At 72.7% G+C, this 22,056-nt stretch carries 20 protein-coding genes; 12 read left to right on the forward strand and 8 right to left on the reverse strand.

Going from position 1 to position 22,056, the window contains the following annotated elements:
• Positions 1-119 precede the first annotated feature (119 nt).
• From egtA to egtD, 4 genes are read left to right on the forward strand one after another with little or no spacing between them, the layout of a single operon-like run.
• On the forward strand, positions 120-1,373 hold the full coding sequence (egtA, locus tag ACZ5ID_RS19175; RefSeq protein ID WP_468899168.1) for an ergothioneine biosynthesis glutamate--cysteine ligase EgtA: 1,254 nt from the start codon (positions 120-122) through the stop codon (positions 1,371-1,373).
• Positions 1,370-2,701, forward strand: a complete 1,332-nt coding sequence (gene egtB, locus ACZ5ID_RS19180) for an ergothioneine biosynthesis protein EgtB (protein ID WP_468899171.1) — start codon at positions 1,370-1,372, stop codon at positions 2,699-2,701. The genes egtA and egtB overlap by 4 nt, the downstream gene beginning before the upstream one ends.
• The gene (egtC, locus tag ACZ5ID_RS19185) at positions 2,701-3,477 is read left to right on the forward strand and encodes an ergothioneine biosynthesis protein EgtC (protein ID WP_468899174.1); all 777 of its coding nucleotides are present in this window, start codon (positions 2,701-2,703) and stop codon (positions 3,475-3,477) included. Before egtB ends, egtC begins: the two co-directional genes overlap by 1 nt.
• Entirely contained in the window at positions 3,450-4,448 is a 999-nt protein-coding gene (gene egtD / locus ACZ5ID_RS19190; protein WP_468899177.1) for an L-histidine N(alpha)-methyltransferase, read from the forward strand. Before egtC ends, egtD begins: the two co-directional genes overlap by 28 nt.
• Here egtD and ACZ5ID_RS19195 read toward each other — a convergent pair.
• Entirely contained in the window at positions 4,426-5,679 is a 1,254-nt protein-coding gene (locus tag ACZ5ID_RS19195) for an extracellular solute-binding protein (protein WP_468899456.1), read from the reverse strand. The genes egtD and ACZ5ID_RS19195 overlap by 23 nt on opposite strands.
• A 228-nt stretch (positions 5,680-5,907) precedes the next feature.
• On the opposite strand from ACZ5ID_RS19195, the gene ACZ5ID_RS19200 reads away from it, so the two are divergent.
• Complete coding sequence (locus tag ACZ5ID_RS19200) at positions 5,908-6,129, forward strand: dodecin (protein WP_266985863.1); 222 nt, start codon at positions 5,908-5,910, stop codon at positions 6,127-6,129.
• Between the two features lie 36 nt (positions 6,130-6,165).
• Here the strand turns inward: ACZ5ID_RS19200 and ACZ5ID_RS19205 are convergent, their stop codons facing one another.
• Positions 6,166-6,654 (reverse strand): phosphatase domain-containing protein, encoded by a 489-nt coding sequence (locus ACZ5ID_RS19205; protein ID WP_468899181.1) that lies wholly within the window; start codon positions 6,652-6,654, stop codon positions 6,166-6,168.
• Positions 6,655-6,701: 47 nt separating this feature from the next.
• Between ACZ5ID_RS19205 and ACZ5ID_RS19210 the strand changes: the two genes are divergently transcribed.
• From ACZ5ID_RS19210 to ACZ5ID_RS19220, 3 genes are all read left to right on the forward strand, one after another.
• Positions 6,702-7,721 carry an LLM class flavin-dependent oxidoreductase gene (locus ACZ5ID_RS19210; protein WP_468899183.1) on the forward strand — a complete coding sequence of 340 codons (1,020 nt, stop codon included), beginning with the start codon at positions 6,702-6,704 and terminating at the stop codon, positions 7,719-7,721.
• Positions 7,722-7,731: 10 nt separating this feature from the next.
• Positions 7,732-10,104 (forward strand): ATP-binding cassette domain-containing protein, encoded by a 2,373-nt coding sequence (locus tag ACZ5ID_RS19215; RefSeq protein WP_468899186.1) that lies wholly within the window; start codon positions 7,732-7,734, stop codon positions 10,102-10,104.
• Positions 10,105-10,305: 201 nt separating this feature from the next.
• Complete coding sequence (locus ACZ5ID_RS19220) at positions 10,306-10,980, forward strand: hypothetical protein (RefSeq protein WP_468899189.1); 675 nt, start codon at positions 10,306-10,308, stop codon at positions 10,978-10,980.
• 61 nt (positions 10,981-11,041) lie between these two features.
• Here the strand turns inward: ACZ5ID_RS19220 and ACZ5ID_RS19225 are convergent, their stop codons facing one another.
• From ACZ5ID_RS19225 to ACZ5ID_RS19235, 3 genes are read right to left on the reverse strand one after another with little or no spacing between them, the layout of a single operon-like run.
• Positions 11,042-11,797, reverse strand: a complete 756-nt coding sequence (locus ACZ5ID_RS19225) for a succinate dehydrogenase/fumarate reductase iron-sulfur subunit (protein ID WP_468899192.1) — start codon at positions 11,795-11,797, stop codon at positions 11,042-11,044.
• Complete coding sequence (locus ACZ5ID_RS19230) at positions 11,794-13,761, reverse strand: fumarate reductase/succinate dehydrogenase flavoprotein subunit (RefSeq protein WP_468899195.1); 1,968 nt, start codon at positions 13,759-13,761, stop codon at positions 11,794-11,796. Before ACZ5ID_RS19230 ends, ACZ5ID_RS19225 begins: the two co-directional genes overlap by 4 nt.
• The gene (locus ACZ5ID_RS19235) at positions 13,762-14,469 is read right to left on the reverse strand and encodes a succinate dehydrogenase (protein WP_468899197.1); all 708 of its coding nucleotides are present in this window, start codon (positions 14,467-14,469) and stop codon (positions 13,762-13,764) included.
• Between the two features lie 82 nt (positions 14,470-14,551).
• On the opposite strand from ACZ5ID_RS19235, the gene ACZ5ID_RS19240 reads away from it, so the two are divergent.
• On the forward strand, positions 14,552-15,439 hold the full coding sequence (locus ACZ5ID_RS19240) for a LysR family transcriptional regulator (protein ID WP_468899200.1): 888 nt from the start codon (positions 14,552-14,554) through the stop codon (positions 15,437-15,439).
• 16 nt (positions 15,440-15,455) lie between these two features.
• Here ACZ5ID_RS19240 and ACZ5ID_RS19245 read toward each other — a convergent pair whose 3' ends face one another.
• The 3 genes from ACZ5ID_RS19245 to ACZ5ID_RS19255 form a co-directional block, all read right to left on the reverse strand.
• Positions 15,456-17,630 (reverse strand): putative bifunctional diguanylate cyclase/phosphodiesterase, encoded by a 2,175-nt coding sequence (locus tag ACZ5ID_RS19245; RefSeq protein WP_468899203.1) that lies wholly within the window; start codon positions 17,628-17,630, stop codon positions 15,456-15,458.
• Positions 17,627-18,439 carry an SAM-dependent methyltransferase gene (locus tag ACZ5ID_RS19250; RefSeq protein WP_468899206.1) on the reverse strand — a complete coding sequence of 271 codons (813 nt, stop codon included), beginning with the start codon at positions 18,437-18,439 and terminating at the stop codon, positions 17,627-17,629. The genes ACZ5ID_RS19245 and ACZ5ID_RS19250 overlap by 4 nt, the downstream gene beginning before the upstream one ends.
• 238 nt (positions 18,440-18,677) lie before the next feature.
• On the reverse strand, positions 18,678-19,649 hold the full coding sequence (locus ACZ5ID_RS19255) for an SCO0930 family lipoprotein (RefSeq protein ID WP_468899209.1): 972 nt from the start codon (positions 19,647-19,649) through the stop codon (positions 18,678-18,680).
• 180 nt (positions 19,650-19,829) lie between these two features.
• Here ACZ5ID_RS19255 and ACZ5ID_RS19260 point away from each other — a divergent pair, with 180 nt between their 5' ends.
• The 3 genes from ACZ5ID_RS19260 (at position 19,830) to ACZ5ID_RS19270 (ending at position 22,003) form a co-directional block, all read left to right on the forward strand.
• Positions 19,830-20,444 (forward strand): hypothetical protein, encoded by a 615-nt coding sequence (locus ACZ5ID_RS19260; protein WP_468899211.1) that lies wholly within the window; start codon positions 19,830-19,832, stop codon positions 20,442-20,444.
• A 58-nt stretch (positions 20,445-20,502) separates the two neighbouring features.
• A complete protein-coding gene (locus tag ACZ5ID_RS19265; RefSeq protein WP_468899214.1) occupies positions 20,503-21,267 on the forward strand; it encodes a bestrophin-like domain in 765 nt (254 codons plus the stop codon).
• 190 nt (positions 21,268-21,457) lie between these two features.
• Complete coding sequence (locus ACZ5ID_RS19270) at positions 21,458-22,003, forward strand: hypothetical protein (protein WP_468899217.1); 546 nt, start codon at positions 21,458-21,460, stop codon at positions 22,001-22,003.
• The last annotated feature ends 53 nt before the right edge of the window (positions 22,004-22,056 follow it).

The following is a 22,056-nucleotide window of genomic DNA, read 5'->3' on the forward strand; positions in this document are numbered from 1 at the left end:
CGCCAGGAGAACACTCCCGCAACATACTTTCCGTCCGGATGGGCACTCTTGTGCGAGAAGACGGCAGTGGCTTAGGTGGGACAGTGCACCGAAAACATCCCCGCGTTGGGGAAGAGACCATGCTGACCAGACAGTTCACCGAAACGGAAGCGGACGATCTGCTTCGATGTATCTGCTTCAAGACCGGCCCACCTCGCGCCGTCGGGGTCGAAGTGGAGTGGCTGGTCCATGATCTCCACGACCCGCGCCTGCCCGTCACGCACCACCGACTCGCCGCCGCCTACGCCTCGTTGAGGACAGTGCCCCTGCGGTCGGCACTCACCGTCGAACCCGGCGGCCAGCTGGAGCTCAGCTCGCTTCCCGCCGGTTCCCTCATGGAGTGCGTCGACTCCGTGGCGGCCGATCTCCGAGCCGTCCGGTCCGCTCTTCGCAGCAGGGACCTCACCCTCGCCGGCCTCGGCCAGGATCCGTGGCACCCGCCGCGCCGCTATCTGCACGATCCCCGCTACGACGCCATGGAAGCCCACTTCGACCGGACCGGACCGGCCGGACGGGCCATGATGTGCGCCTCCGCCTCCGTCCAGGTCTGCCTCGACGCCGGGTACGAGGAGCCGGGCCCGCTCGGCTTCGGACGCCGCTGGCGCCTGGCCCACCTCCTCGGCGCGGTCCTGGTGGCCGCCTTCGCCAACTCGCCCCGCCAGGAGGGCAGGACCACCGGCTGGCGCTCCTCCCGGCAGGCGGTGTGGACCGGCCTCGACCCGGTACGGGCGCTCGCGCCGCCGCTCGACGCCGAGCCCCGGGCGGCCTGGGCCGCGCACGTCCTGGACGCGCCGGTGATGTGCGTCCGCTCCGACGGCCCCGCCTGGGACGCGCCCGAGGGGCTCACCTTCCGCCAGTGGCTGCGCACCGGAAAACCGCGCCCGGCCACCCGCGAGGACCTCGACTACCACCTGACCACGCTCTTTCCGCCGGTGCGGCCACGCGGACACCTGGAGCTGCGCATGATCGACGCGCAGCCCGGCGAGGACGGCTGGATCGTCCCGCTCGCCGTGACCACCGCGCTCTTCGACGACCAGGAGGCGGCCGAGACCGCCTACCGGGCCGTCAAGTCCCTGGCCGAGCGGGCGGGTTCGTCGCCCGCTCCGCGCAACCCGCTCTGGGCCGACGCGGCCCGCTCGGGGCTCGCCGACCCCGAGCTGCGGGAGGCCGCCGGGATCTGCTTCGCCGCCGCGCTGGAGGCACTGCCCCGGCTCGGCGCCACCGCCGAGGTCCGCGAGGCGGTCGCCGCCTTCACGGACCGCCATGTCGCACGGGGCCTCTCCCCCGCGGATCTCCCGTCCGCGCCCGCCCCCGGGAAGGAAACCTCCTCATGACCGGCCCCGAACCGACCGGAGCGGACGCCACCGACCCGGAGGCGCTGCGCGTCCGCGCCCTGACGGCCCTCACCGCCGCCCGGGCGCGCACCGCCACCCTCACCTCCTGCGTCGACGACCACGACCTCACCGCCCAGCACTCCCCCCTGATGTCGCCGCTGGTCTGGGACCTGGCGCACATCGGCAACCAGGAGGAGCAGTGGCTGCTGCGGGCCGTCGCCGGGCGGGACGCGATGCGCCCGGAGATCGACTCGCTGTACGACGCCTTCGAGCACCCGCGCGCCGCCCGGCCCTCGCTGCCGCTGCTCTCCCCGGCCGAGGCCCGCCGGTACGCCGCAGAGGTGCGCGGCCGTGCGCTGGACGTCCTGGAATCCACCCCGCTGGAGGGCGGGCCCCGGCTCGTCGACGCGGGCTTCGCGTTCGGGATGGTCGCCCAGCACGAACAGCAGCACGACGAGACGATGCTGATCACCCATCAGCTACGGGAGGGTCCGGCCGCGCTCTCCGCTCCCGAGCCGCCGGACGGCTCCACCGCGGACCTGCCCAGGGAAGTCCTCGTCCCCGGCGGCCCGTTCACCATGGGCACCTCCGCCGAGCCCTGGGCACTGGACAACGAGCGCCCCGCCCACCGCCGCATCGTCCCCGCCTTCCACCTCGACACCGCCCCGGTCACCTGTGGCGCGTATCTGCGGTTCATCGAGGACGGCGGCTACACCGACGAGCGCTGGTGGAACCCCAAGGGCTGGGCGATGGTGCGCCGGAACGGGCTCACCGCCCCGCTCTTCTGGCGGCGGGAGGGCGGCCAGTGGCTGCGCCGCCGGTTCGGGGTGACCGAGCCCGTACCGCTGGACGAACCGGTGCTCCACGTCAGCTGGTACGAGGCGGACGCGTACGCCCGCTGGGCCGGGCGGCGGCTGCCCACCGAGGAGGAGTGGGAGAAGGCGGCCCGGTACGACCCCGCCTCCGGCCGCTCCCGCCGCTACCCGTGGGGCGACGCCGACCCCACGTCCGACCGCGCCAACCTGGGCCAGCGCCATCTGCGCCCGGCCCCCGCGGGCGCCTATCCGGCGGGCGCGTCCCCGCTGGGAGTGCGGCAGCTGATCGGGGACGTGTGGGAGTGGACGTCCAGCGACTTCATGCCGTACCCGGGCTTCGTCGCCTTCCCCTACCGCGAGTACTCGGAGGTGTTCTTCGGGCCCGACCACAAGGTGCTGCGCGGTGGCTCGTTCGCGGTGGACCAGGTGGCCTGCCGGGGCACCTTCCGCAACTGGGACCTTCCGGTGCGGCGCCAGATCTTCGCCGGGTTCCGGACCGCGAGGGATGCCTGATGTGCCGTCATATCGCGTTCCTGGGAACGCCCACGCCGCTGGGTGAGCTGCTGGTGAGCCCGCCGCACGCGCTGTACCGGCAGTCCTGGGCGCCGCGCCGGCAGCGGTACGGCACGGTCAACGCCGATGGTTTCGGGGTCGGCTGGTACGCCGAGGGCGACCCGGTGCCGGGCCGCTACCGCCGGCCGGGGCCGATCTGGGCCGACCCCTCGTTCGCGGACCTGGCCCGTGTGGTGCGCACCGGCGCGCTGCTCGCGGCGGTCCGGGACGCCACCGAGCCGGGCCCGGACAACGAGGCCGCCGCCGCACCCTACGCCGCCGGGCCCTGGCTGTTCAGCCACAACGGGGCGGTGCGCGGCTGGCCCGGCTCGCTCGCGGCCCTGGCCGCCGCGCTGCCCGCCGAGGAGCTGCTGCGGCTGGAGGCCCGCTGCGACTCCGCGCTGGTGTGGGCCCTGCTGCTGCACCGGCTGCGGGCGGGCGACGAGATGGGCCGCGCGCTCGCCGAGACGGTGGCCGAGGTCGCCGCGGCGGCCCCGGACTCCCGGCTGAACCTGCTGCTCACGGACGGCGAGAGCATCGCCGCCACGGCCTGGGGCGACACCCTGTGGTACCTCACCCGGGGCGGGCACACGGTCGTCGCCTCGGAGCCCTACGACGACGATCCGCACTGGCACGAGGTCCCCGACCGCACCCTGCTGGCCGCGACCCGTACCGACGTTGTACTGACCCCCCTCAAGGAGCCATCCTCGTGCACCAGTCCCACCCGTTCCAGCTGACCCGCACCCTGCCCGAGGACGCCACCGGGGCCGCGCTGCGCGCCGATGTGCTGCACGGGCTGACGGGCAGCCCCAAGACCCTGCCGCCCAAGTGGTTCTACGACGCCCGGGGCAGCGAGCTGTTCGAGGAGATCACCCGGCTCGACGACTACTACCCCACCCGCGCCGAGCGGGAGATACTGACCGCGCGGGCCGCCGAGATCGCGGCGGCCTCCGGGGCCCGCACCCTGGTCGAGCTGGGCTCGGGCTCCTCGGAGAAGACCCGGCTGCTGCTCGACGCGCTGCCGGACCCGCTCACGTACATCCCGGTGGACGTCAGCGAGAGCGCCCTGACCGGAGCCGCCGCGGCGCTGATCGAGGAGCGCCCGGCGCTCGGCGTGCACGCGCTGATCGCCGACTTCACCCGGCCGCTCGACCTGCCCGCGACACCGGGACCGCGCCTGGTGGTCTTCCTCGGTGGCACGATCGGCAATCTGCTGCCGGCCGAGCGCGCGCGTTTCCTGGCCTCGGTCGCCGCGGTGATGGAGCCCGGCGACAGCTTCCTGCTCGGCACCGACCTGGTGAAGGAGGAGTCGGTCCTGGTGCGGGCCTACGACGACCGGGACGGGGTGACGGCCGAGTTCAACAAGAACGTCCTCGCCGTCATCGACCGCGAGCTCGGCGCCGACTTCGACCTCGACGACTTCACGCACGTGGCCCGCTGGGACGCCGACCGGGAGTGGATCGAGATGCGGCTGCGGGCCCGCGCCGACCTCACCGTGAAGATCCCCGAACTGGACCTCGTGGTCCGCTTCGAGGAGGGCGAGGAGCTGCGCACCGAGATCTCGGCGAAGTTCCGTCCCGAGGGCGTACGGGCGGAGCTCGCCGCCGCCGGTCTGACGGCCACCCACTGGTGGACCGACGCCGAGGGCCGCTTCGCGCTGTCGCTCGCCGTCCTCGGCGGCGCCGTCACGGGAACAGCAGCGAGCTGATCCGCGCCGAGGCCGTCCTGGCCGCTGTCCCCGGGTCGGCTCCCGTGAGCACGGCGGTCATGTACGGCTTGATCGGGTTGTCGGCCTCGACGGCGGCCCACTGGGGCGAGTTGGGCGTGGCCCTGCCCCGGGCCGCGCCCCGCGCCATCGCGGCCGTGCCCGCCTGGTTCTCCACGGCCGCCGCGAGCGCGGGCTTGTTCGGCACGTAGCTCATGGTGGCGGCGAGGTCCCGCTGCCACTTCTCCCCGGTGAGCGCCTTGACCACCTCCACGGCCTCGGTGCGGTGCGCGGACCGCTTGGGCACGATCAGGTCCGAGCCGCCGGTGAAGACCGCGCCGGGCGCGGCGGCCGTCTTGCCGGGGACGGGGAAGTAGCCGAGCTTGCCGGCGAGGGCGGGGTTGGCCTTCTGGATGGCCTTGGCGGTGCCCGGGACGGCGATGATCTGGGCGACGGCGCCCCCGGCGAAGACCTCGGCCTGCGGGGGCGTGGCCTCGTCGGCGTTCTTGGGGCCGTCGCCCAGGGCCTGGAGGCGGCGGTAGAAGTCCATGCCGCGCAGGGCGGCGGGCGTGGCGAGCGTGCCGGTCCACTCCCCCGCGCTCTCCTGGGCGAGCTCCCCGCCCTCGTCCCAGACGAACCCGGCCAGGGTGTACCAGTCCTGTCCGGCGAGGTAGATGCCCTGGGTGGCGCCGGTGTTCAGCTTCTCGGTGTCGCTCAGCCACTCGGCGCGGGTCCTGGGGGCCCTGGTGATGCCCGCCGCCCGGAACAGGTCCTTGTTGTAGATCACGACGCGGTTCGCCGCGTACCAGGGGATGCCGTACTGCACCCCGTCCACCCGGCCCGGTTCCGCCAGGCCCGGGAGCCAGTCGGCGCTGCCCCAGTCGCGCAGCGACGCCAGGGTGAGGTCGAGCAGTCCGCCGCTGGCCGCGTACTGGGAGACCTGGGTGTTGCCGACCTCGATGACGTCGGGCGCCGGACCGGTCTTGAGGGCGGCGCCCACCTTCCGCCCGACGCCCGTCCACTCCTGGATCCGTACGTCGAGCCGGACCGAGCGGTGCTCCTTCTGGTACGCGTCGGTGAACCGTTTGATGAAGTCGTCGGAGGCGCTGTCCTTCATCAGCCACACGGTGACGGTGGTGGTCGAGTCCCCGCCGACGCCCGGCAGCGCGCCGCAGCCGCCGAGCGCGAGGGCCGTGAGGAGCACGACGGGGGCATGGAGGAAGCGGTTCTTCACGGAGGTCACCTTCTGCGTCATGGCACGGGCAGTCATGACCCGACGTGGGGAAAGCGCAGACGACTCCTCCGGGGAGGGGGCGGTTGGCCAGTTCGGGTGCGGCCGATTTTGGTCTGTACCAATGGACCGGTCAAGCCCCGTGACGAAACCGTCTCCGGGGCGGACGTCTCGCGAACCGGCGCGAGGTGGGGCACGGTGGAGGGACGCGACGAAGAGGAGTGCACCTCCATGTCCAACCACACGTACCGCGTCACCGAGATCGTCGGCACCTCCCCCGAGGGCGTCGACCAGGCCATCCGCAACGGCGTCGCCCGCGCCGCGCAGACCTTGCGCAACCTGGACTGGTTCGAGGTCACCCAGGTGCGCGGCCAGATCGCCGACGGGCGGATCGAGCACTACCAGGTGGGTCTGAAGGTCGGCTTCCGGCTGGACGACGACCAGGAGGTCTGACCCGGCGCGGGGCGGGCCTCACGGTCCCCCCACCGCTCAGGTCCGCCCCTCCCGCTCCTGCGCGTCCTTCAGCGTCTCGGTGGGCGCCGCCCAGCGCGCCCGTACGACGGGGAAGCCCGCCCGTTCGGCTGCGTCGCAGACCAGCTCGTCGTCGTCCACCAGCATCCGCACCTCGCGTCCCGCCCCCAGTCGGCGCAGCAGCTCCAGCTTGGTGGTCCGGGCGGGCCTGCGGTCGGCGTTGGGCCGCATGTGGAGCGTCCCGTCCGGCAGGCCCTGGGCGGCCAGCCACGCCCGGGTGTCCCGGCGGCAGCGCTCGGGCCGGCCGGTGAGGTAGACGACCTCGCACTCCTCGGCCGCCGCCAGGCACAGCGCGATGCCCTCGGCCAGCGGCGGATCGGCCGGGGCCGCGGCGAAGAAGGCGTTCCAGTCGCGCCGGGCGCCCTCCAGGAAGTGCTGGCGGTGGCCGCTGTCCGCGAGCGTGCCGTCGAGGTCGAATACGGCCAGGGGCCTGCTCTGCTCCGTCATGCGCCCACCCTAGGGAATCCTGGCGCCGCACAGACGTTGAAGCCTGTGTGAGCTCAGTGATCGCGTCGACGCGCTTCTCCGTCCTGGACCGCTCCCGTATCCGCGCGGGGCACGACGGCCCGGGGGCCCTGCGGGACACCGTGGCCCTCGCCCAGGAGGCCGAGCGGCTCGGCTACCACCGCTTCTGGGTCTCCGAGCACCACAGCGTGCCGGGGGTCGCGGGCTCCGCGCCGACCGTGCTCGCCGCAGCCGTGGCCGCCGCGACCTCCACGATCCGGGTCGGTACGGGCGGGGTGATGCTCCCCAATCACCAACCGCTGGTGGTGGCCGAGCAGTTCGGCGTACTGGAGTCGCTCTTCCCGGGCCGGATCGACATGGGTCTGGGCCGCTCGGTCGGGTTCACCGACGGCATCCGCAGGGCCCTGGGCCGGGACAAGGAGGACGCCGACGCGTTCCCCGCGCTCCTGGCCGAACTGCTCGGTTACTTCGACGGTACGCAGCGGGCCCACCCGCAGGTCCACGCGCGCCCGGCCGAGGGCCTGCGCGTCCCCGCGTTCGTGCTCGCCACCGGGCAGGGCGCCCGGCTCGCCGCGGAGGCGGGGCTGCCGCTGGTCATCGCCGCCGTGCGCGGCGAGGACGCGATGCTGCGGGTGATCGACGACTACCGCGAGGCCTTCCGGCCCTCCGCCTGGAGCGAGCGCCCATATGTGGTGCTCTCCGGGACGGTCGCGGTGGCGGGCACCACCGAGGAGGCCCGCCGCGTCCTGCTCCCCGAGGCGTGGTCCACGGCGTACTCACGCACCCGGGGCGCGTTCCCGCCGCTCTCCCCCGCCGAGGAGATCGATGCGCTGGCGATGACCGCGCGCGAGCGCACCTACTTCGAGGAGGCCCTGAGCGACCAGATCCACGGCACCGAGGACGAGGTCGAGAGCGCCCTGGAGAAGCTCCTGACGCGCAGCGCGGCCGACGAGTACCTGGTCACCACGAGCACGTACGACCGCGCGGCCCTGCTGGACTCCTACCGCCGACTGGCCCGGCTCACCGGCCTGACCAGCACGTCCGCCTAGAATTTCCGGTATGCCGAGCCCCGCGCCACCCGCCACGGATCCGACCGGACGAAGCCACGACCCGTTCGTCCGGGTCACCGGCGCCCGCGAGCACAATCTGCGCGGGGTCGACGTGGCCGTTCCCCGGGACGCGCTGGCGGTGTTCACCGGTGTCTCCGGGTCGGGGAAGTCCTCGCTCGCCTTCGGGACGATCTACGCGGAGGCCCAGCGGCGCTACTTCGAGTCGGTGGCGCCCTACGCGCGACGCCTGATCCACCAGGTGGGCGCGCCGAAGGTCGCCGAGATCTCGGGGCTGCCGCCCGCCGTCTCGCTGGAGCAGCGGCGCTCGTCACCGACCTCGCGCTCCTCGGTGGGCACGGTCACCACGCTCTCCAACTCGCTGCGGATGCTGTTCTCCCGCGCGGGCACCTACCCGGCGGGCGCCGAGCGCCTGGACTCGGACGCCTTCTCCCCCAACACGGCGGCCGGCGCCTGCCCCGAGTGCCAGGGCCTGGGCCGGGTCCACCGCACCAGCGAGGAGCTGCTCGTCCCCGACGCCTCCCTGTCCATCCGCGAGGGCGCCATCGCAGCCTGGCCGGGTGCCTGGCAGGGCAAGAACCTGCGCGACATCCTGGACGCCCTGGGATACGACGTCGACCGGCCCTGGCGCGAGCTGAAGGCCGCGGACCGCCACTGGATCCTGTTCACGGACGAGCAGCCGGTGGTCACCGTCCACCCGGTGCGCGAGGCGAACCGCATCCAGCGCCCGTACCAGGGCACGTACATGAGCGCCCACCGCTATGTGATGAAGACGTTCGCGGAGAGCAGGAGCACGGCCCTGCGCGCCAAGGCCGAGCGCTTCCTGACCGCCGCCGACTGCCCGGTCTGCGGCGGCAGCCGGCTGCGGCCGGAGTCCCTCGCGGTCACCTTCGCCGGACGCACCGCCGCGGAGCTCGCCGCCCTCCCCCTCGACTCGCTCGCCGAGCTGCTGCGCTCGGCCGACGCCGGCCCCACGGCCGAGGTGCTGACCACCGACCTGCTCGGCCGGATCGACCCCGTCGTCGAGCTCGGCCTCGGCTACCTCAGCCTGGACCGGACCGCTCCCACGCTCTCCGCCGGTGAGCTGCAGCGGCTGCGGCTCGCCACCCAGCTGCGGTCGGGGCTCTTCGGGGTGGTGTACGTGCTGGACGAGCCGTCGGCGGGGCTGCACCCGGCCGACACCGAGGCGCTGCTCACGGTCCTGGACCGGCTGAAGGCGGCCGGGAACTCGGTCTTCGTCGTCGAGCACCACCTCGATGTGATGCGGCACGCCGACTGGCTGGTGGACGTGGGCCCGTACGCCGGTGAGCACGGCGGGCGGGTGCTGCACAGCGGGCCGCCGCGGGCGCTGGCGGAGGTCGCCGAGTCGCAGACCCGGCGCTTCCTCTTCGACACCGCGCCCGCGCCGGTCCGCGTGGTGCGCGAGCCGTCCGGGTGGCTCAAGGTCGGGCCGGTGACCCGGCACAATCTGCGGGGCCTGACGGCGGAGCTGCCGCTCGGTGTGTTCACGGCGGTCACGGGCGTATCGGGATCGGGCAAGTCCACACTGATGGGCGCGGTGACCGAGGAAATGCCGGGCGTGGGACGGCTGGTGACGGTCGATCAGCAGCCGATCGGCCGCACCCCCCGGTCCAACCTCGCCACGTACACCGGCCTCTTCGACGTCGTCCGCAGGCTCTTCACGGCCACCGGGCAGGCACGGGAACGCGGCTACCGGGCGGGCCGGTTCTCCTTCAACGTGCCCGGCGGGCGCTGCGAGACCTGCCAGGGCGAGGGGTCCGTCTCGGTGGAGCTCCTGTTCCTGCCGAGTACGTACGCCCCCTGCCCGGACTGCCACGGCGCCCGGTACAACCCGGAGACCCTGGAGGTCACCCACCGGGGGCTCACCATCGCGCAGGTGCTGGATCTGACGGTGGAGGCGGCGGCGGAGTTCTTCGCGGAGACCCCGCCCGCCGCCCGGAGTCTGCGCGCGCTGCTCGACGTGGGCCTGGGCTATCTGCGCCTGGGACAGCCCGCCACCGAGCTCTCCGGCGGCGAGGCCCAGCGCATCAAGCTGGCCTCCGAGCTTCAGCGCGGAAGGCGGGAGCACACGCTCTACCTGCTGGACGAGCCCACCACCGGGCTGCATCCCGCCGATGTCGAGGTGCTGCTGCGCCAGTTGCACGGACTGGTCGACGCGGGCCACTCGGTGGTGGTGGTCGAGCACGACATGACGGTGGTGGCGGGCGCGGACTGGGTGGTCGACCTCGGGCCCGGCGGGGGCGACGCGGGTGGCAGGATCGTGGCGGCGGGCCCGCCGCGCGAGGTCGCCTCGGCGGGGGCGGGGCGCACGGCTTCCTATCTGGCGAGGGCGTTCGGCGGCTGACGGGCCGCTGTCGGACCCGGGGCGGCGATCAGTAGCAGATCCGGTCCGGACGACAAGCTGACGGTCCGTCAATTCATGGCGCTGGAGCTGCTGTTCGGCCCCGAAAAGCGGACTTACTCTCAAGTTCACCCGGGTATGACGTCACCCTCGTTCCTCCTCGCACCCCCCCACCATCGAAGCCGCTCGACCGAGGAGCCCCCCATGGCAACCCGCAGACTCCGCGCGCCCGCCGCCCTCCTGGCCGCGGCGGCGGCCCTCACCCTCGGCGCCACCACCGCCGCGGGCGCCGCCGCCCCCGCCCCCACCACCGTGAACCCGGCCGGACACTCCTTCTCCGCCAAGCTCAGCGGCAAGGCCGTCTTCACCGCCGGCACCACCACCATGACCTGCACGGTCTCGGCCTCCGCCCCCAACGGATCGGCCGCCAACCGGGTCCCCGCCGCCCCCGGCAACCACAACGCGGCCGGACCGGTCTCCGCCGCCATCAACCCGCCGACCTTCAGCGGCTGCACCACCAGCATCTTCGGCGTCGGGGTGACGGTCACCAGCAACGCCGCCAACGGCTCCTGGAGCATCACGGCCCAGAACGGCTCGCCCGTCTCGGCCGGGCTCACCATGCCCAAGGGCGGGGTCGTCATCAAGACGAGCGGCCTCGCCGCCTGCACGCTCACCGCCTCGCCCGCCGGCCCCAGTACCGTCAACGGCACCTGGACCAACGGCGCCCCGTCCCGGCTCGCCATCGCCAACGCACCCGTGGCCGCCACCGGGACGGGCGGCTTCCTCTGCCCGACCGGCGACCAGACGGCCACCTTCTCCGCCACCTACGACGTCACCGACACCACCGATCCGGCCCAGCAGATCACCGTGACGGGCTGAACGGTCCGTACGGCAACGGTGTGCCCCGGACCCGCGGTCCGGGGCACGCCCGCGTCGAGCCTCAGCGGCCGGCCCGGCGCGCCTTCCGGGTCGCGCGCAGCCACTCCTTGTTCATCGCCGCGATGGAGGGCAGCGGGATGCCCTTGGGGCAGGCGGTGGCGCACTCGCCGGTGAGGGTGCAGCCGCCGAAGCCCTCCTCGTCCATCCGGCCGACCATGTCCAGCACCCGGGTCTCCCGCTCGGGCGCCCCCTGCGGCAGGACGTTGAGGTGGTTGACCTTGGCGGAGGTGAAGAGCATCGCCGAGCCGTTCGGGCAGGCCGCCACACACGCGCCGCAGCCGATGCACTCGGCGTGCTCGAAGGCGAAGTCGGCGTCCGGCTTGGGCACCGGCGTCGCGTGCGCCTCGGGCGCGGCCCCCGTCGGGGCGCTGATGTAGCCGCCCGCCTGGATGATCCGGTCGAAGGCCGAACGGTCCACCACCAGGTCCTTGACTACCGGGAAGGCAGCCGCCCGCCACGGTTCGACGTCGATGGTGTCGCCGTCGCGGAAGGCCCGCATGTGCAGCTGGCAGGTGGTGGTGCGCTCGGGCCCGTGCGCGTCGCCGTTGATGACCAGGCTGCACGCGCCGCAGATCCCCTCCCGGCAGTCGTGGTCGAAGGCGACCGGGTCCTCTCCGGAGAGGATGAGCTCCTCGTTGAGCGTGTCGAGCATCTCCAGGAAGGACATGTCGGCCGAGATGCCGTCCACTTCGTAGGTGGACATCGCTCCGTCGGCGTCGGCGTTCTTCTGCCGCCAGACGCGCAGGGTGAGCTTCATGCGTAGCTCCGCTGGGTGGGGTGGACGTACTCGAAGACGAGGTCTTCCTTGTGCAGGACGGGGGCGGCGCCGGTCTCCGTGAACTCCCAGGCGGCGGCGTACGAGAACTCCTCGTCGCGCCGCGCCGCCTCGCCCTCGGGGGTCTGGGACTCCTCGCGGAAGTGGCCGCCGCAGGACTCGGCGCGGTGCAGCGCGTCGAGGCACATCAGCTCGGCGAGCTCCAGGTAGTCGACGACGCGGTTGGCCTTCTCCAGGGACTGGTTGAACTCCTCACCGGTGCCCGGGACCTTGACGCGGCGCCAGAACTCCTCCCGAATTTGCGGGATGTGCTCCAGCGCCTTGCGCAGCCCCTCCTCGGTGCGGGCCATTCCGCAGTACTCCCACATGAGTTCACCGAGCTCGCGGTGGAAGGAGTCGGGGGTGCGGTCGCCGTCGACGGCGAGCAGCAGGTGGAGCCGGTCCTCGGTCTCGGCGACGGCCTCGGCGACCGCCGGGTGCTCGTCGGTGACCGGCTCCAGGTGCGGATGGCGCGCCAGGTAGTCGTTGACGGTGGCGGGGAGTACGAAGTAGCCGTCGGCCAGGCCCTGCATCAGGGCCGACGCGCCGAGCCGGTTGGCGCCGTGGTCGGAGAAGTTGGCCTCCCCGATCGCGAAGAGCCCGGGCACGGTGGTCTGGAGGTCGTAGTCCACCCACAGCCCGCCCATCGTGTAGTGCACGGCGGGGTAGATCCGCATCGGCACCTCGTAGGGGTTCTCGGCGGTGATCCGCTCGTACATCTCGAAGAGGTTGCCGTACCTCTCCTCGACCTTGTCGCGCCCCATCCGCGCGATGGCGTCCGCGAAGTCGAGGTAGACGCCCTGCCCGCCCGGGCCCACGCCGCGTCCCTCGTCGCAGACGTTCTTGGCGGCGCGCGAGGCGATGTCGCGCGGGACGAGGTTGCCGAAGGAGGGGTAGATCCGCTCCAGGTAGTAGTCGCGCTCCTCCTCGGGGATCTTTGCGGGCGGACGGGTGTCGCCCTTGGCCCTCGGCACCCAGATGCGGCCGTCGTTGCGCAGCGACTCGCTCATCAGGGTCAGCTTGGACTGGTGCTCGCCGGTGCGCGGGATGCAGGTGGGGTGGATCTGGGTGAAGCAGGGGTTGGCGAAGTAGGCGCCGCGCCGGTGGGCCCGCCATACCGCGGTGGCGTTGGAGTTCATGGCGTTGGTGGAGAGGTGGAAGACGTTGCCGTAGCCGCCGGTGGCGAGCACCACCGCGTCCGCGTAGTAGGTGTCGATCCGGCCGGTGACCAGGTCGCGGGCGACGATGCCGCGCGCCCGGCCGTCCACCACGATCAGGTCCAGCATCTCGGTGCGGGCGTGCAGTTCGACGTTGCCCGCCGCGATCTGCCGCGAGAGCGCCTGGTAGGCGCCGAGCAGCAGCTGCTGACCGGTCTGGCCACGCGCGTAGAAGGTGCGGGAGACCTGGACGCCGCCGAAGGAGCGGGTGTCGAGGAGTCCGCCGTACTCGCGGGCGAAGGGCACGCCCTGGGCCACGCACTGGTCGATGATCTCCACGGAGATCTCCGCGAGCCGGTGGACGTTGGACTCCCTCGCCCGGAAGTCGCCGCCCTTGACGGTGTCGTAGAACAGCCGCCGGATGGAGTCGCCGTCGTTGCGGTAGTTCTTGGCGGCGTTGATGCCTCCTTGCGCGGCGATGGAGTGGGCGCGGCGCGGGGAGTCCTGGAAGCAGAACTGGACGACGTGGTAGCCCTGTTCGGCCAGGGTCGCGCCGGCCGAACCGCCCGCGAGCCCGGTGCCGACGACGATCACGGTGTGCTTGCGGCGGTTGGCCGGGTTGACGAGTTTCGCCTCGAAGCGGCGGGTGTCCCAGCGCTCGGCGACGGGACCCGGGGGCGCCTTGGTGTCGGCGACCGGCTCGCCGAGCGTGTAGCGCGTGTAGTCGGTGTGGTCGGTGTGCGAGGTCATTCAGCTCACCACTCCGGTCATGACGGCGACGGGGACGGCGACGAAGCCGGCGGTCAGCACCAGCGCTAGGGCGTTGGCCAGGGTTTTGAGGAACCGGTCGCGGGCCGCGCTGCCGGCGCCCAGGGTCTGGGCCGCGCTCCAGAAGCCGTGCCGGATGTGCAGGCCCAGGGCGAGCATCGCCACGATGTAGACGGTGTTGCCGTACCAGGTGGAGAAGGTGTCGATCACGTTCTGGTACGGGTGGCCGGGCTGGAAGCCGCCGGGGTGCGCGGTCCCGGTCGTCAGGTCGAGGATGTGCCAGACGATGAACAGCCCGAGGATGACGCCGCCCCAGCGCATGGTGCGGGTGGCGTAGCTCGCGCGGGGGCGCTTGTGCTCGTACTTGTCGGGGCGCGCCCCGATGTCGCGCCGGCTCAGCTGGTACGCGCAGACCGCGTGCGCGACGACGGCGGCGACCAGCACCACCCGGATGATCCAGAGCGCCCACTCGTAGTGCAGGAACGGCTCGCCGGCGGTGCGCAGCCAGTGCGCGTACCCGTTGAAGTCGCCCGCACCGAAGAAGATCTTGAGGTTGCCGAACATGTGGACGGCGAGATAGGTCAGCATGATCAGACCGCTGACGGCCATGACCGCCTTCTTGCCGACGGTCGAGTCCCACACGGTGCGCGTCAAGGACGGTTTTCGGTCCGTCCGCGTTGCCAGAGCCATGGCATAGACGCTAGGGGCCCGGCAGCAAGAGGTCCAAGACATGGATACGCTCATTCCGATAGGCATGGCCTATCGTGGTTCCATGCAGTTCCAGCAGCTCCTGTACTTTGTGGCCGTCGCCGAGACCCGCCACTTCACCCGTGCCGCCGAGCGGGTCCACGTCTCGCAGCCCTCGCTCTCCCAGCAGATCAGGGCGCTGGAGAAGGAGCTGGGCGCCGAGCTGTTCAGCCGCGCCCGGGGCAATATCGCGCTGACCGACGCGGGCGAGGCACTGCTGCCGCTGGCCCGCCGCATCCTGGCCGACGCCGACACCGCCCGGATCGAGGTGCAGGAGCTGGCCCAGCTGCGGCGCGGCCGGGTCCGGCTCGGCGCCACCCCCAGCCTGTGCACCGGTCTGCTGCCGGACGTGCTGCGGGACTTCCACGACCGCCATCCCGGCATCCAGCTGTTGATCGAGGAGGGCGGCTCCCACGACCTCGTACGGGAGCTGGCGCGCGGCGCCCTCGACCTCGCCCTGGTGGTGCTGCCGCTGCCGCCCGGCTCCCCGGCGCTTCGGACCGTCGAGCTCATCCACGAGGACCTGGTGGTCGTCTCGGCCGCCACCGAACCCGCCCCCGGCACCGACGGCCGCGTCCACGTCCGCGATCTGCGCGACGCCCCGCTGGTCATGTTCCGGCACGGCTACGACCTGCGCGAGCTCACCGTCGCCGCCTGCCGCGCCGAGGGCTTCGAGCCGGTCTTCACGGTCGAGGGCGGCGAGATGGACGCGGTGCTCGGCTTCGTACGGGCCGGGCTCGGCATCGCGGTGGTGCCGAGCATGGTGGCCGCCCGGGCGGGCCGCGACCTGCGGGTCACCCCGCTGGCCCGCCCGGGACTGCGCCGTACGATCGCGCTCGCCCACCGCAGCGACGTGGACCCGCCGCGCGCGGCACGCGAACTGCGGCGGGTCCTGCTCGGGGTCGGGGCCTGACCGCGGCCGACAAGGGTCAGACGGCGTCGGTGAGGGCCAGCGAGTGGATGCGGTCCGGGGCGCCCGGACGCGCGTAGTACCAGCCCTGGGCGGTGTCGCAGCCCAGCTCGCGCAGCTGATCGGCCTGCGCCCCGGTCTCCACCCCCTCGACGGTGACCGCCAGATGGAGGCTGTGGGCGAGCGCCACGATCCCCTCGACGATCTTGATGTCGACCGGGTCGGCCGGGTGCTGCTGCATGGACTGGGTGAACGAGCGGTCCAGCTTCAGCACGCTCACCGGGAGCCGGCGCAGGTTCGCCAGGTTGGAGTAGCCGGTGCCGAAGTCGTCGAGCGCGATGTCCACGCCCATGTCCGCGAGCTGGCGCAGCGGCTTGAGCAGGTCGTCGTCGGCGCCGATCAGCGCGGACTCGGTGACCTCCAGGCACAGCGCGCCCGGCTCCAGGCCGGAGCGCTCCAGGACCTCCACCGTGTCGGCCACCAGGCCCGGGTGGTGCAGCTGCGTCGGCGAGAGGTTCACGTTGACCCGCAGCGGGCCGCCCGCCCGGGAGCCGGGGTGGCGCTCCTGCCAGAACCTGGCCTGGCGCACGGACTCCGCCATCACCCAGCGCCCCAGCGGCACGATCAGACCGGTGTGTTCGGCGAGCGGGATGAACCGGTCCGGGCCCAGCACCCCGTGCTGCGGATGCGACCAGCGCACCAGCGCCTCCGCCCCGTGCACACTGCCGTCGACCAGGTGCACCAGCGGCTGGTACTCGATGAAGAACTCCCCGCGCTCCAGCGCGGCCGGCAGCGCGTTGGTCAGCCCGTGCCGGGTGATCGCCCGGGCGTCGGCCTCCGGATCGGCCCGCTCGAAGCGGTTGCCGCCCGCGGCCTTGGCCCGGTACATCGTGATGTCCGCGCTGCGCAGCACCTCCGCCGGGCCGCGCTCGCCCGCCGGGCCCTCCACCACGCCGATCGAGCCGCGCACGGAGAGCTCACGGCCCTCCAGGCGGATCGGGGCGGAGAGCACGTGGAGGATGCGCGAGGCCAGCTCGTCGACCTCGCGCAGGGTGTCGGTGCCGGTGGTCAGGGCCACGAACTCGTCGCCGCCCAGGCGCGCCACCATCTCGCCGGGCCCGGTCGCACAGCTCTGCAACCGGTCGGCGACCTCCACCAGGAGCCGGTCGCCCGCCGAGTGGCCCAGGCTGTCGTTGACCGCCTTGAACCCGTCGAGGTCGAGGTAGCAGAGCCCGAAGCGCTTGCCCTCGCCCGCCGAGAGCGCCTTGTCGAGCCGCTCGAAGAACAGGGTGCGGTTGGGCAGCCCGGTCAGCGCGTCATGGGTGGCCTCGTAGCGCAGCCGCAGGTTCAGCAGCCGCCGCTCGGTGGTGTCCTCCAGCAGGGCGAGCTGGTACTGCGGCCGGCCCTCGGCGTCGCGCAGCAGGGAGACCGTGAGATTGGTCCACAGGACGGTGCCGTCGCCCCGGTAGTACGGCTTCTCCACCCGGTAGTGGTCGCGCTCGCCCCGGACCAGCTCCTCGTAGAGCTTCCAGACCTGCGGCGCGTCCTCGGGGTGCACCCACTCGCTGACGTTGCGGCTGCGGATCTGCCCCTCGACACCGCCGAACATCCGGGTGAGGGTCTCGTTGACCTCCAGGACGCGCCCTTCGAGGTCGGCGATGCCGATGCCGACGGCGGCGCCCTCGAAGATCGCGCGGAACCGGGCCTCGGTGGTGTGCAGGGCCTCCTCCGCGGCGCTGCGCGCGGAGAGCGCCGAGCGGGCGATGGCCTCCTGCTCGCGCAGGGTGCGTTCGCGCAGCGCCTGGGCGAACCCGGCGGCCAGCGCGTGCTGGAGGCGGGCGCACCGGGCCCGCGCCTCCTCGGCCCGCAGCTCCCCGCCCGTACCGCAGTACAGGACGAGATAGGAGTCGACCACGCCGAGGGTGCGGCTGAGCGCGTCCGGGTCGGTGCAGTGGACCCCGACCAGGGCGGAGCCGATCTCCTGCGCGGGCGAGGGGTCGAAGTGGCGGCGGTGCAGCGCCTCGATGAGCCGGCGGGCCAGCGGCAGCAGATGGCGTTCGAACTCGGGGCGGGTCAGCGAGGTGGCCGTCACCGGGAAGATGGCCCGGCTCCAGATGGTGGCGAACCGTCTGAGCCGGGACTCCGGACCGTCGGGATCCTCGGGCTGCCCGTCCGCGGGGGCCGGAGTGCTCACGCTATGCGTCCCACGCCGGCGAACCCCGCGAAGGCATAGGGGTCTTCCTGCTCCGGCGAGTTCTCCGGGCGCCACATCGGCATCTGCACCAGACCGGGCGCGACCATCTCGAACCCGTCGAAGAAGGTGGCGATCTCCTCGCTGGTCCGCATGACCAGCGGATTGCGGATGTTGCGGTAGACGCCCACCGCGCCGCCGGCCCGGTCCTCGCTGAGCGGGATGCCCTCGTACGCGGCGTGGGTGAGGATCAGCATGCTGCCGGGGGCGAGCGCCTCGCGCAGCTCGGCGACCGCGGCGCGCGGGTCGTCGGCGTCCTCCACGAAGTGCAGGACGGCGACCAGCAGCAGCGCGACCGGCCGGTCCAGGTCGAGCAGGTCGGCGACCTCCGGGCTGGAGAGGATGTCCTGGGGCTTGCGCAGGTCGGCGGCGACCACGGCCGCCTGCTCGTTGCCCTCCAGGACGGCCCTGCTGTGCGCGACGGCCACCGGGTCGTGGTCGACGTAGACGACCCGCGCCTCGGGGACGGCGCTCTGGGCGACCTCGTGGACGTTGCCGAAGGTCGGGATGCCCGAGCCTATGTCCAGGAACTGCGTGATGCCCTCGTCCAGGGCGAAACGGACCGCTCGCCGCATGAACGCCCGGTTCGCCTGCATCACCTTGGGCAGTCCCGGAATGAACTCCATGGCCTTGCGCGCGGCTTCCCGGTCCACCTCGAAGTTGTGCGATCCGCCCAGGTAGTAGTCGTAGATGCGGGACACACTCGGCACCGAGATGTCGATGCCCGTAGGGGCCCAGGCAGGACGCTCCATCTATGTCTCCAACAACTCGCCGCGGGGGTGTGATGGCCATGTGCATGGTCGGTGTTCGAGCTGAGGCTACTGATCGTCAGGCAGGAGGGCGAGTGAAAACGGAAAATGCCGATCCGTTATTGGTCACACACAAGTTCGGTCACATCTCGCGGAACACGCCCCGGTTCGGCCGGAGCACACGTCGAACCCGCCACCGCGCGGGGGACACGGTGACGGGCCGACGGCCTGGGGAGGGCGGTTACTTGGTGGTGGCGATCAGCTTCCCCTCGGGCGAGACGGCCCACCAGGTGCCGCCCACGCCCTGGCCGTTGGTGTCGCCGGGCTTGCTGTCGCCGGAGTAGGTGTAGACGGGCCAGCAGTTGATGGACTGCTGCTTGACGCCGTCGGGCCGGTTGAAGGTGACGAATCCCTTCTGGATGATCCCCTCGGTGTTCTTCTTCTCGACGGGCGCCACCACCGGCCACTTCTTGAGGCAGTCACCGGTGCAGGCCGACTTCATGGGCCAGGCGGAGTCCTTCTTGAACCGGTAGACGGTCATCCCCCGGGCATCGACGATGATCTTGCCGAGCTTGGCGTCGTCGCGGACCGACAGACCCGGCAGGCTCGGGGTCTGCTCCCCGGCCCCGGAGCTGTCCGCCGAGGGCGTCGCCTTCTTGCCGTCGGGGGCCGAGGCGTGCCAGGTGCCGCCCACACCCTGGCCGGTGGCGTCGCCGGGCTTGGCGTCCTTGGTGTACCGGTACATCGGCCACCCGGCGATCGTCAGCTGCTTGCTGCCGTCGGTACGGGTGACCTCGCCGATCAGGCTCGCGTCGGTGCCGGGCGCGGCGACGGCACTGCCCGCGGGCACGGCCGGCCACAGCTTCGCGCAGTCGCCGTCGCAATTCGACTTGGGCGGACTCGCGGTGTCCTTGTCGAAGCGGTAGAGCGTGAAGCCGGCGCTGTCGGTGACCACCTTGCCCAGCTCCTTGCTGTCCCACACCGCGAGCTGCCCGGCCGACTTGGCGGCCGTCTGGGAGGTGGAGCCGGACGCCGAGCCGTAGCCGCCGTCCCCGTATCCGTAGCCGGTGCCGCTGCCGGCCGCCGGTGCGGCGTTGCCGACCGGCTGGCCCTTGGGCGAGGCACTTCCCTTGTCCTGACCGCACGCCGTCGCCGTGAGTGCCAGTACTGCCGCCGCCGTCACCGCGAGCGAGGCGTTGCGCCAGGTTGCCATGTCAACTCCCGTTGATCCTCTGCTGGTTGTGGCGCCTGGGGTGCGCCTTTCATGGTTCTAGGTACGCGTCAGGGGCCCCCGGGCGTTCAACGCCTGCGAAAGAATTTTCCCGCCGGCGCCGAATCGCCCCCGGCGGTTCCAAACGCAAATGCGACCGACCTCCCCCCATCAGGCGAATCCATGCCGGTCTCATGGCCGATGCGCGCGCGGGGCCGGATGATCCTCGGCGTGCACGTACCCCACCTGGCCCAGCGGCTGCTCTCGGCCGCCGCCCTCGCCCTGCTGCTGGCCGGCCCCGCGCCGTCCGCGCGCGCGGACGCCTGCGCGTACGCCTCGGTCTCGGGCGGCGCCGGGGACGACTGGGCGGTCGCGGTCGCCGGGGGCGGCGTCTGCACGCCCCCGCCGCCCGCCCCGAAACCGCCGCCGCCGAAACCGGCGCCGCCGAAGCCGCCCGAGCCCAAACCCCCGGCGCCCGAGCCCCCGCCCGCCCCGCCACCGGCCCCGCCGCGGCCGGCGCCTCCCCCGCCGCCACCACCCGCGCCGCGGCCCCCGCAGCCGGCGCCGGTGCGGCCCGTCGTCCCCGTACCGCCCGCGCCCGCTCCCCCGCTGTCGCCGCCCCCCGTACCGCCGAACCCGTCGGCCACGCCACCGCGACCGCGGCCCGTCGCGCTGCCCGCCTACCGCAGGCCGCCGCGGAAGAAGCCCTCGCCGGGGCTCTCCCCGGTGACGCTCACCCTGCTGATCACGGCGCCCGCGGTGGTCGCCGTCGCGGTCCTGCGCCCCCGCTCCCACTAGCCGTCGGCCCCCGGCGCGCCCGCGCCGCCGATCCCCGCCCCCTCGCCGGAGGTACCCCTTGAAGGACTGGATCGTCCTCGCCATCGCGATGGCCGCCGCGTGCGCCGTCGTGCTGACCATCGTCGTCGTCAACCACCGCCGCATCCGCGAGGACGACGACCCCTCCCAGACCCCGGACGTCATGGAGTACATGACGATGATGATGGGAGTGGTGTACGCGATCGTCCTCGGCCTGGCCATCGCGGGCGTCTGGGAGGCGCGGGGCGCGGCCTCGGACACCGTCCGCCAGGAGGCCCAGGCGCTGCACGAGGTGAACGAGCGCGTCCAGGTCTACCCGGCCCCGGTGCGCGCGCGCGTCCGCGCCGACGTCGACGCGTACGTCACCTACGTCGTCCACTCCGAGTGGCACCACATGGAGGTCAAGGGCGAGCTCGGCGACAAGGGGACGGTCCTGCTCGACCGGCTGCGCCGGGATGTGACGGACTACCGGCCCGCCGACGACCACGAGGCGCAGGCCTACCAGCCGCTGGTGGACCAGGTGGCCGCCGTCGACGAGGCCCGCACCACCCGCGGCCAGGGCGCCGGGGCCACGATGCCGGGGGTCGTCTGGTTCGGGCTGATCACCGGGGCCGTGGTGACCGTTGGCCTGATCTTCACGCTCCAGATCCGCCGTACCGGGCGCGAACTCCTGCTCGCCGGGCTCTTCAGCGTGCTCATCGCCTTCCTGCTCTTCCTCATCTGGGACTTCGACGCCCCGTTCGGCCGGGGCCTCTCGGCCACCGCGGCCCCCTTCCGCGACCTCTTCCCCGAGCTGTTCGACTGAGCCCGGTGCCCGGCGACACCCCGGCGACACCCCGGCGGGTCCGCCGGGTGGGGGAACCGAATGCCCCATTCGCCGGACACCGATCGCGACCGGGACCACCCGCTCCTAGCGTGTCGGGCATCGAGGCGCATTTCTCGCTTTATGTGGAAACCAGTTCCGCGATGCTCCTCGGGGACCCGGAGGAATGTCCATGGGCGCGATACGCATCGCATCCGCCACCCTGCTCGCCGCCGCGGCGGTCTCCGTCGCCGCGCCGGCGGCAGCTCTGGCCGCAGACGGCGGTGGCGCGCACGGCAGCACCGTCACGTCGTTCGGTTTCAGCGTGACCCCGTCCACCATCGCCCCGGGCGGTACGGTCACGCTCAACGTCACCGGGTGCCCCTCCACCGCCACCGCCTCCTCCGGCGTCTTCAACACGGTGACCATCTCGCCGAACAGCTCCACGACCGCCCAGGTCGACTTCAACGCCAGACGCGGTGCCACCTACACCGTGACGTTCATGTGCGCCGGCGAGCGCGGGACCACCGATCTCACCATCACGGGCGGCGGCTTCCCGACCCTGCGGCCCACCACCAGGCCCACCATCAGCACCACCAGCGCCCCCTCGCGCGGTGTCCGGGGCGGCATCGGCGGCACCTCGCAGGGCGTCGACATGGGCGAGATCGCGATCGGCCTCGCGCTCGTCGCCGCGGCCGGTGGCGGCCTGATGCTCTATCTGCGCCGCCGCGACCAGTAACGGCCCCGGCCCGCCCCCGTGAAACGGCCGCGAACCGCCGGTCGTCCCGAGTC

The sequence above is a fragment of the Streptomyces sp. NPDC031670 genome (assembly GCF_055580545.1).

Coding starts and splice junctions, on each gene's coding strand:
- ACZ5ID_RS19250 (WP_468899206.1), bottom strand. CDS start 18,439: ATGGAGCGTCCTGCCTGGGCCCCTACGGGCATCGACATCTCGGTGCCG.
- egtC (WP_468899174.1), top strand. CDS start 2,701: ATGTGCCGTCATATCGCGTTCCTGGGAACGCCCACGCCGCTGGGTGAG.
- ACZ5ID_RS19225 (WP_468899192.1), bottom strand. CDS start 11,797: ATGAAGCTCACCCTGCGCGTCTGGCGGCAGAAGAACGCCGACGCCGAC.
- egtB (WP_468899171.1), top strand. CDS start 1,370: ATGACCGGCCCCGAACCGACCGGAGCGGACGCCACCGACCCGGAGGCG.
- ACZ5ID_RS19230 (WP_468899195.1), bottom strand. CDS start 13,761: ATGACCTCGCACACCGACCACACCGACTACACGCGCTACACGCTCGGC.
- ACZ5ID_RS19235 (WP_468899197.1), bottom strand. CDS start 14,469: ATGGCTCTGGCAACGCGGACGGACCGAAAACCGTCCTTGACGCGCACC.
- ACZ5ID_RS19255 (WP_468899209.1), bottom strand. CDS start 19,649: ATGGCAACCTGGCGCAACGCCTCGCTCGCGGTGACGGCGGCGGCAGTA.
- ACZ5ID_RS19220 (WP_468899189.1), top strand. CDS start 10,306: ATGGCAACCCGCAGACTCCGCGCGCCCGCCGCCCTCCTGGCCGCGGCG.
- ACZ5ID_RS19260 (WP_468899211.1), top strand. CDS start 19,830: ATGCCGGTCTCATGGCCGATGCGCGCGCGGGGCCGGATGATCCTCGGC.
- ACZ5ID_RS19270 (WP_468899217.1), top strand. CDS start 21,458: ATGGGCGCGATACGCATCGCATCCGCCACCCTGCTCGCCGCCGCGGCG.
- ACZ5ID_RS19215 (WP_468899186.1), top strand. CDS start 7,732: ATGCCGAGCCCCGCGCCACCCGCCACGGATCCGACCGGACGAAGCCAC.
- ACZ5ID_RS19205 (WP_468899181.1), bottom strand. CDS start 6,654: ATGACGGAGCAGAGCAGGCCCCTGGCCGTATTCGACCTCGACGGCACG.
- egtA (WP_468899168.1), top strand. CDS start 120: ATGCTGACCAGACAGTTCACCGAAACGGAAGCGGACGATCTGCTTCGA.
- ACZ5ID_RS19200 (WP_266985863.1), top strand. CDS start 5,908: ATGTCCAACCACACGTACCGCGTCACCGAGATCGTCGGCACCTCCCCC.
- ACZ5ID_RS19240 (WP_468899200.1), top strand. CDS start 14,552: ATGCAGTTCCAGCAGCTCCTGTACTTTGTGGCCGTCGCCGAGACCCGC.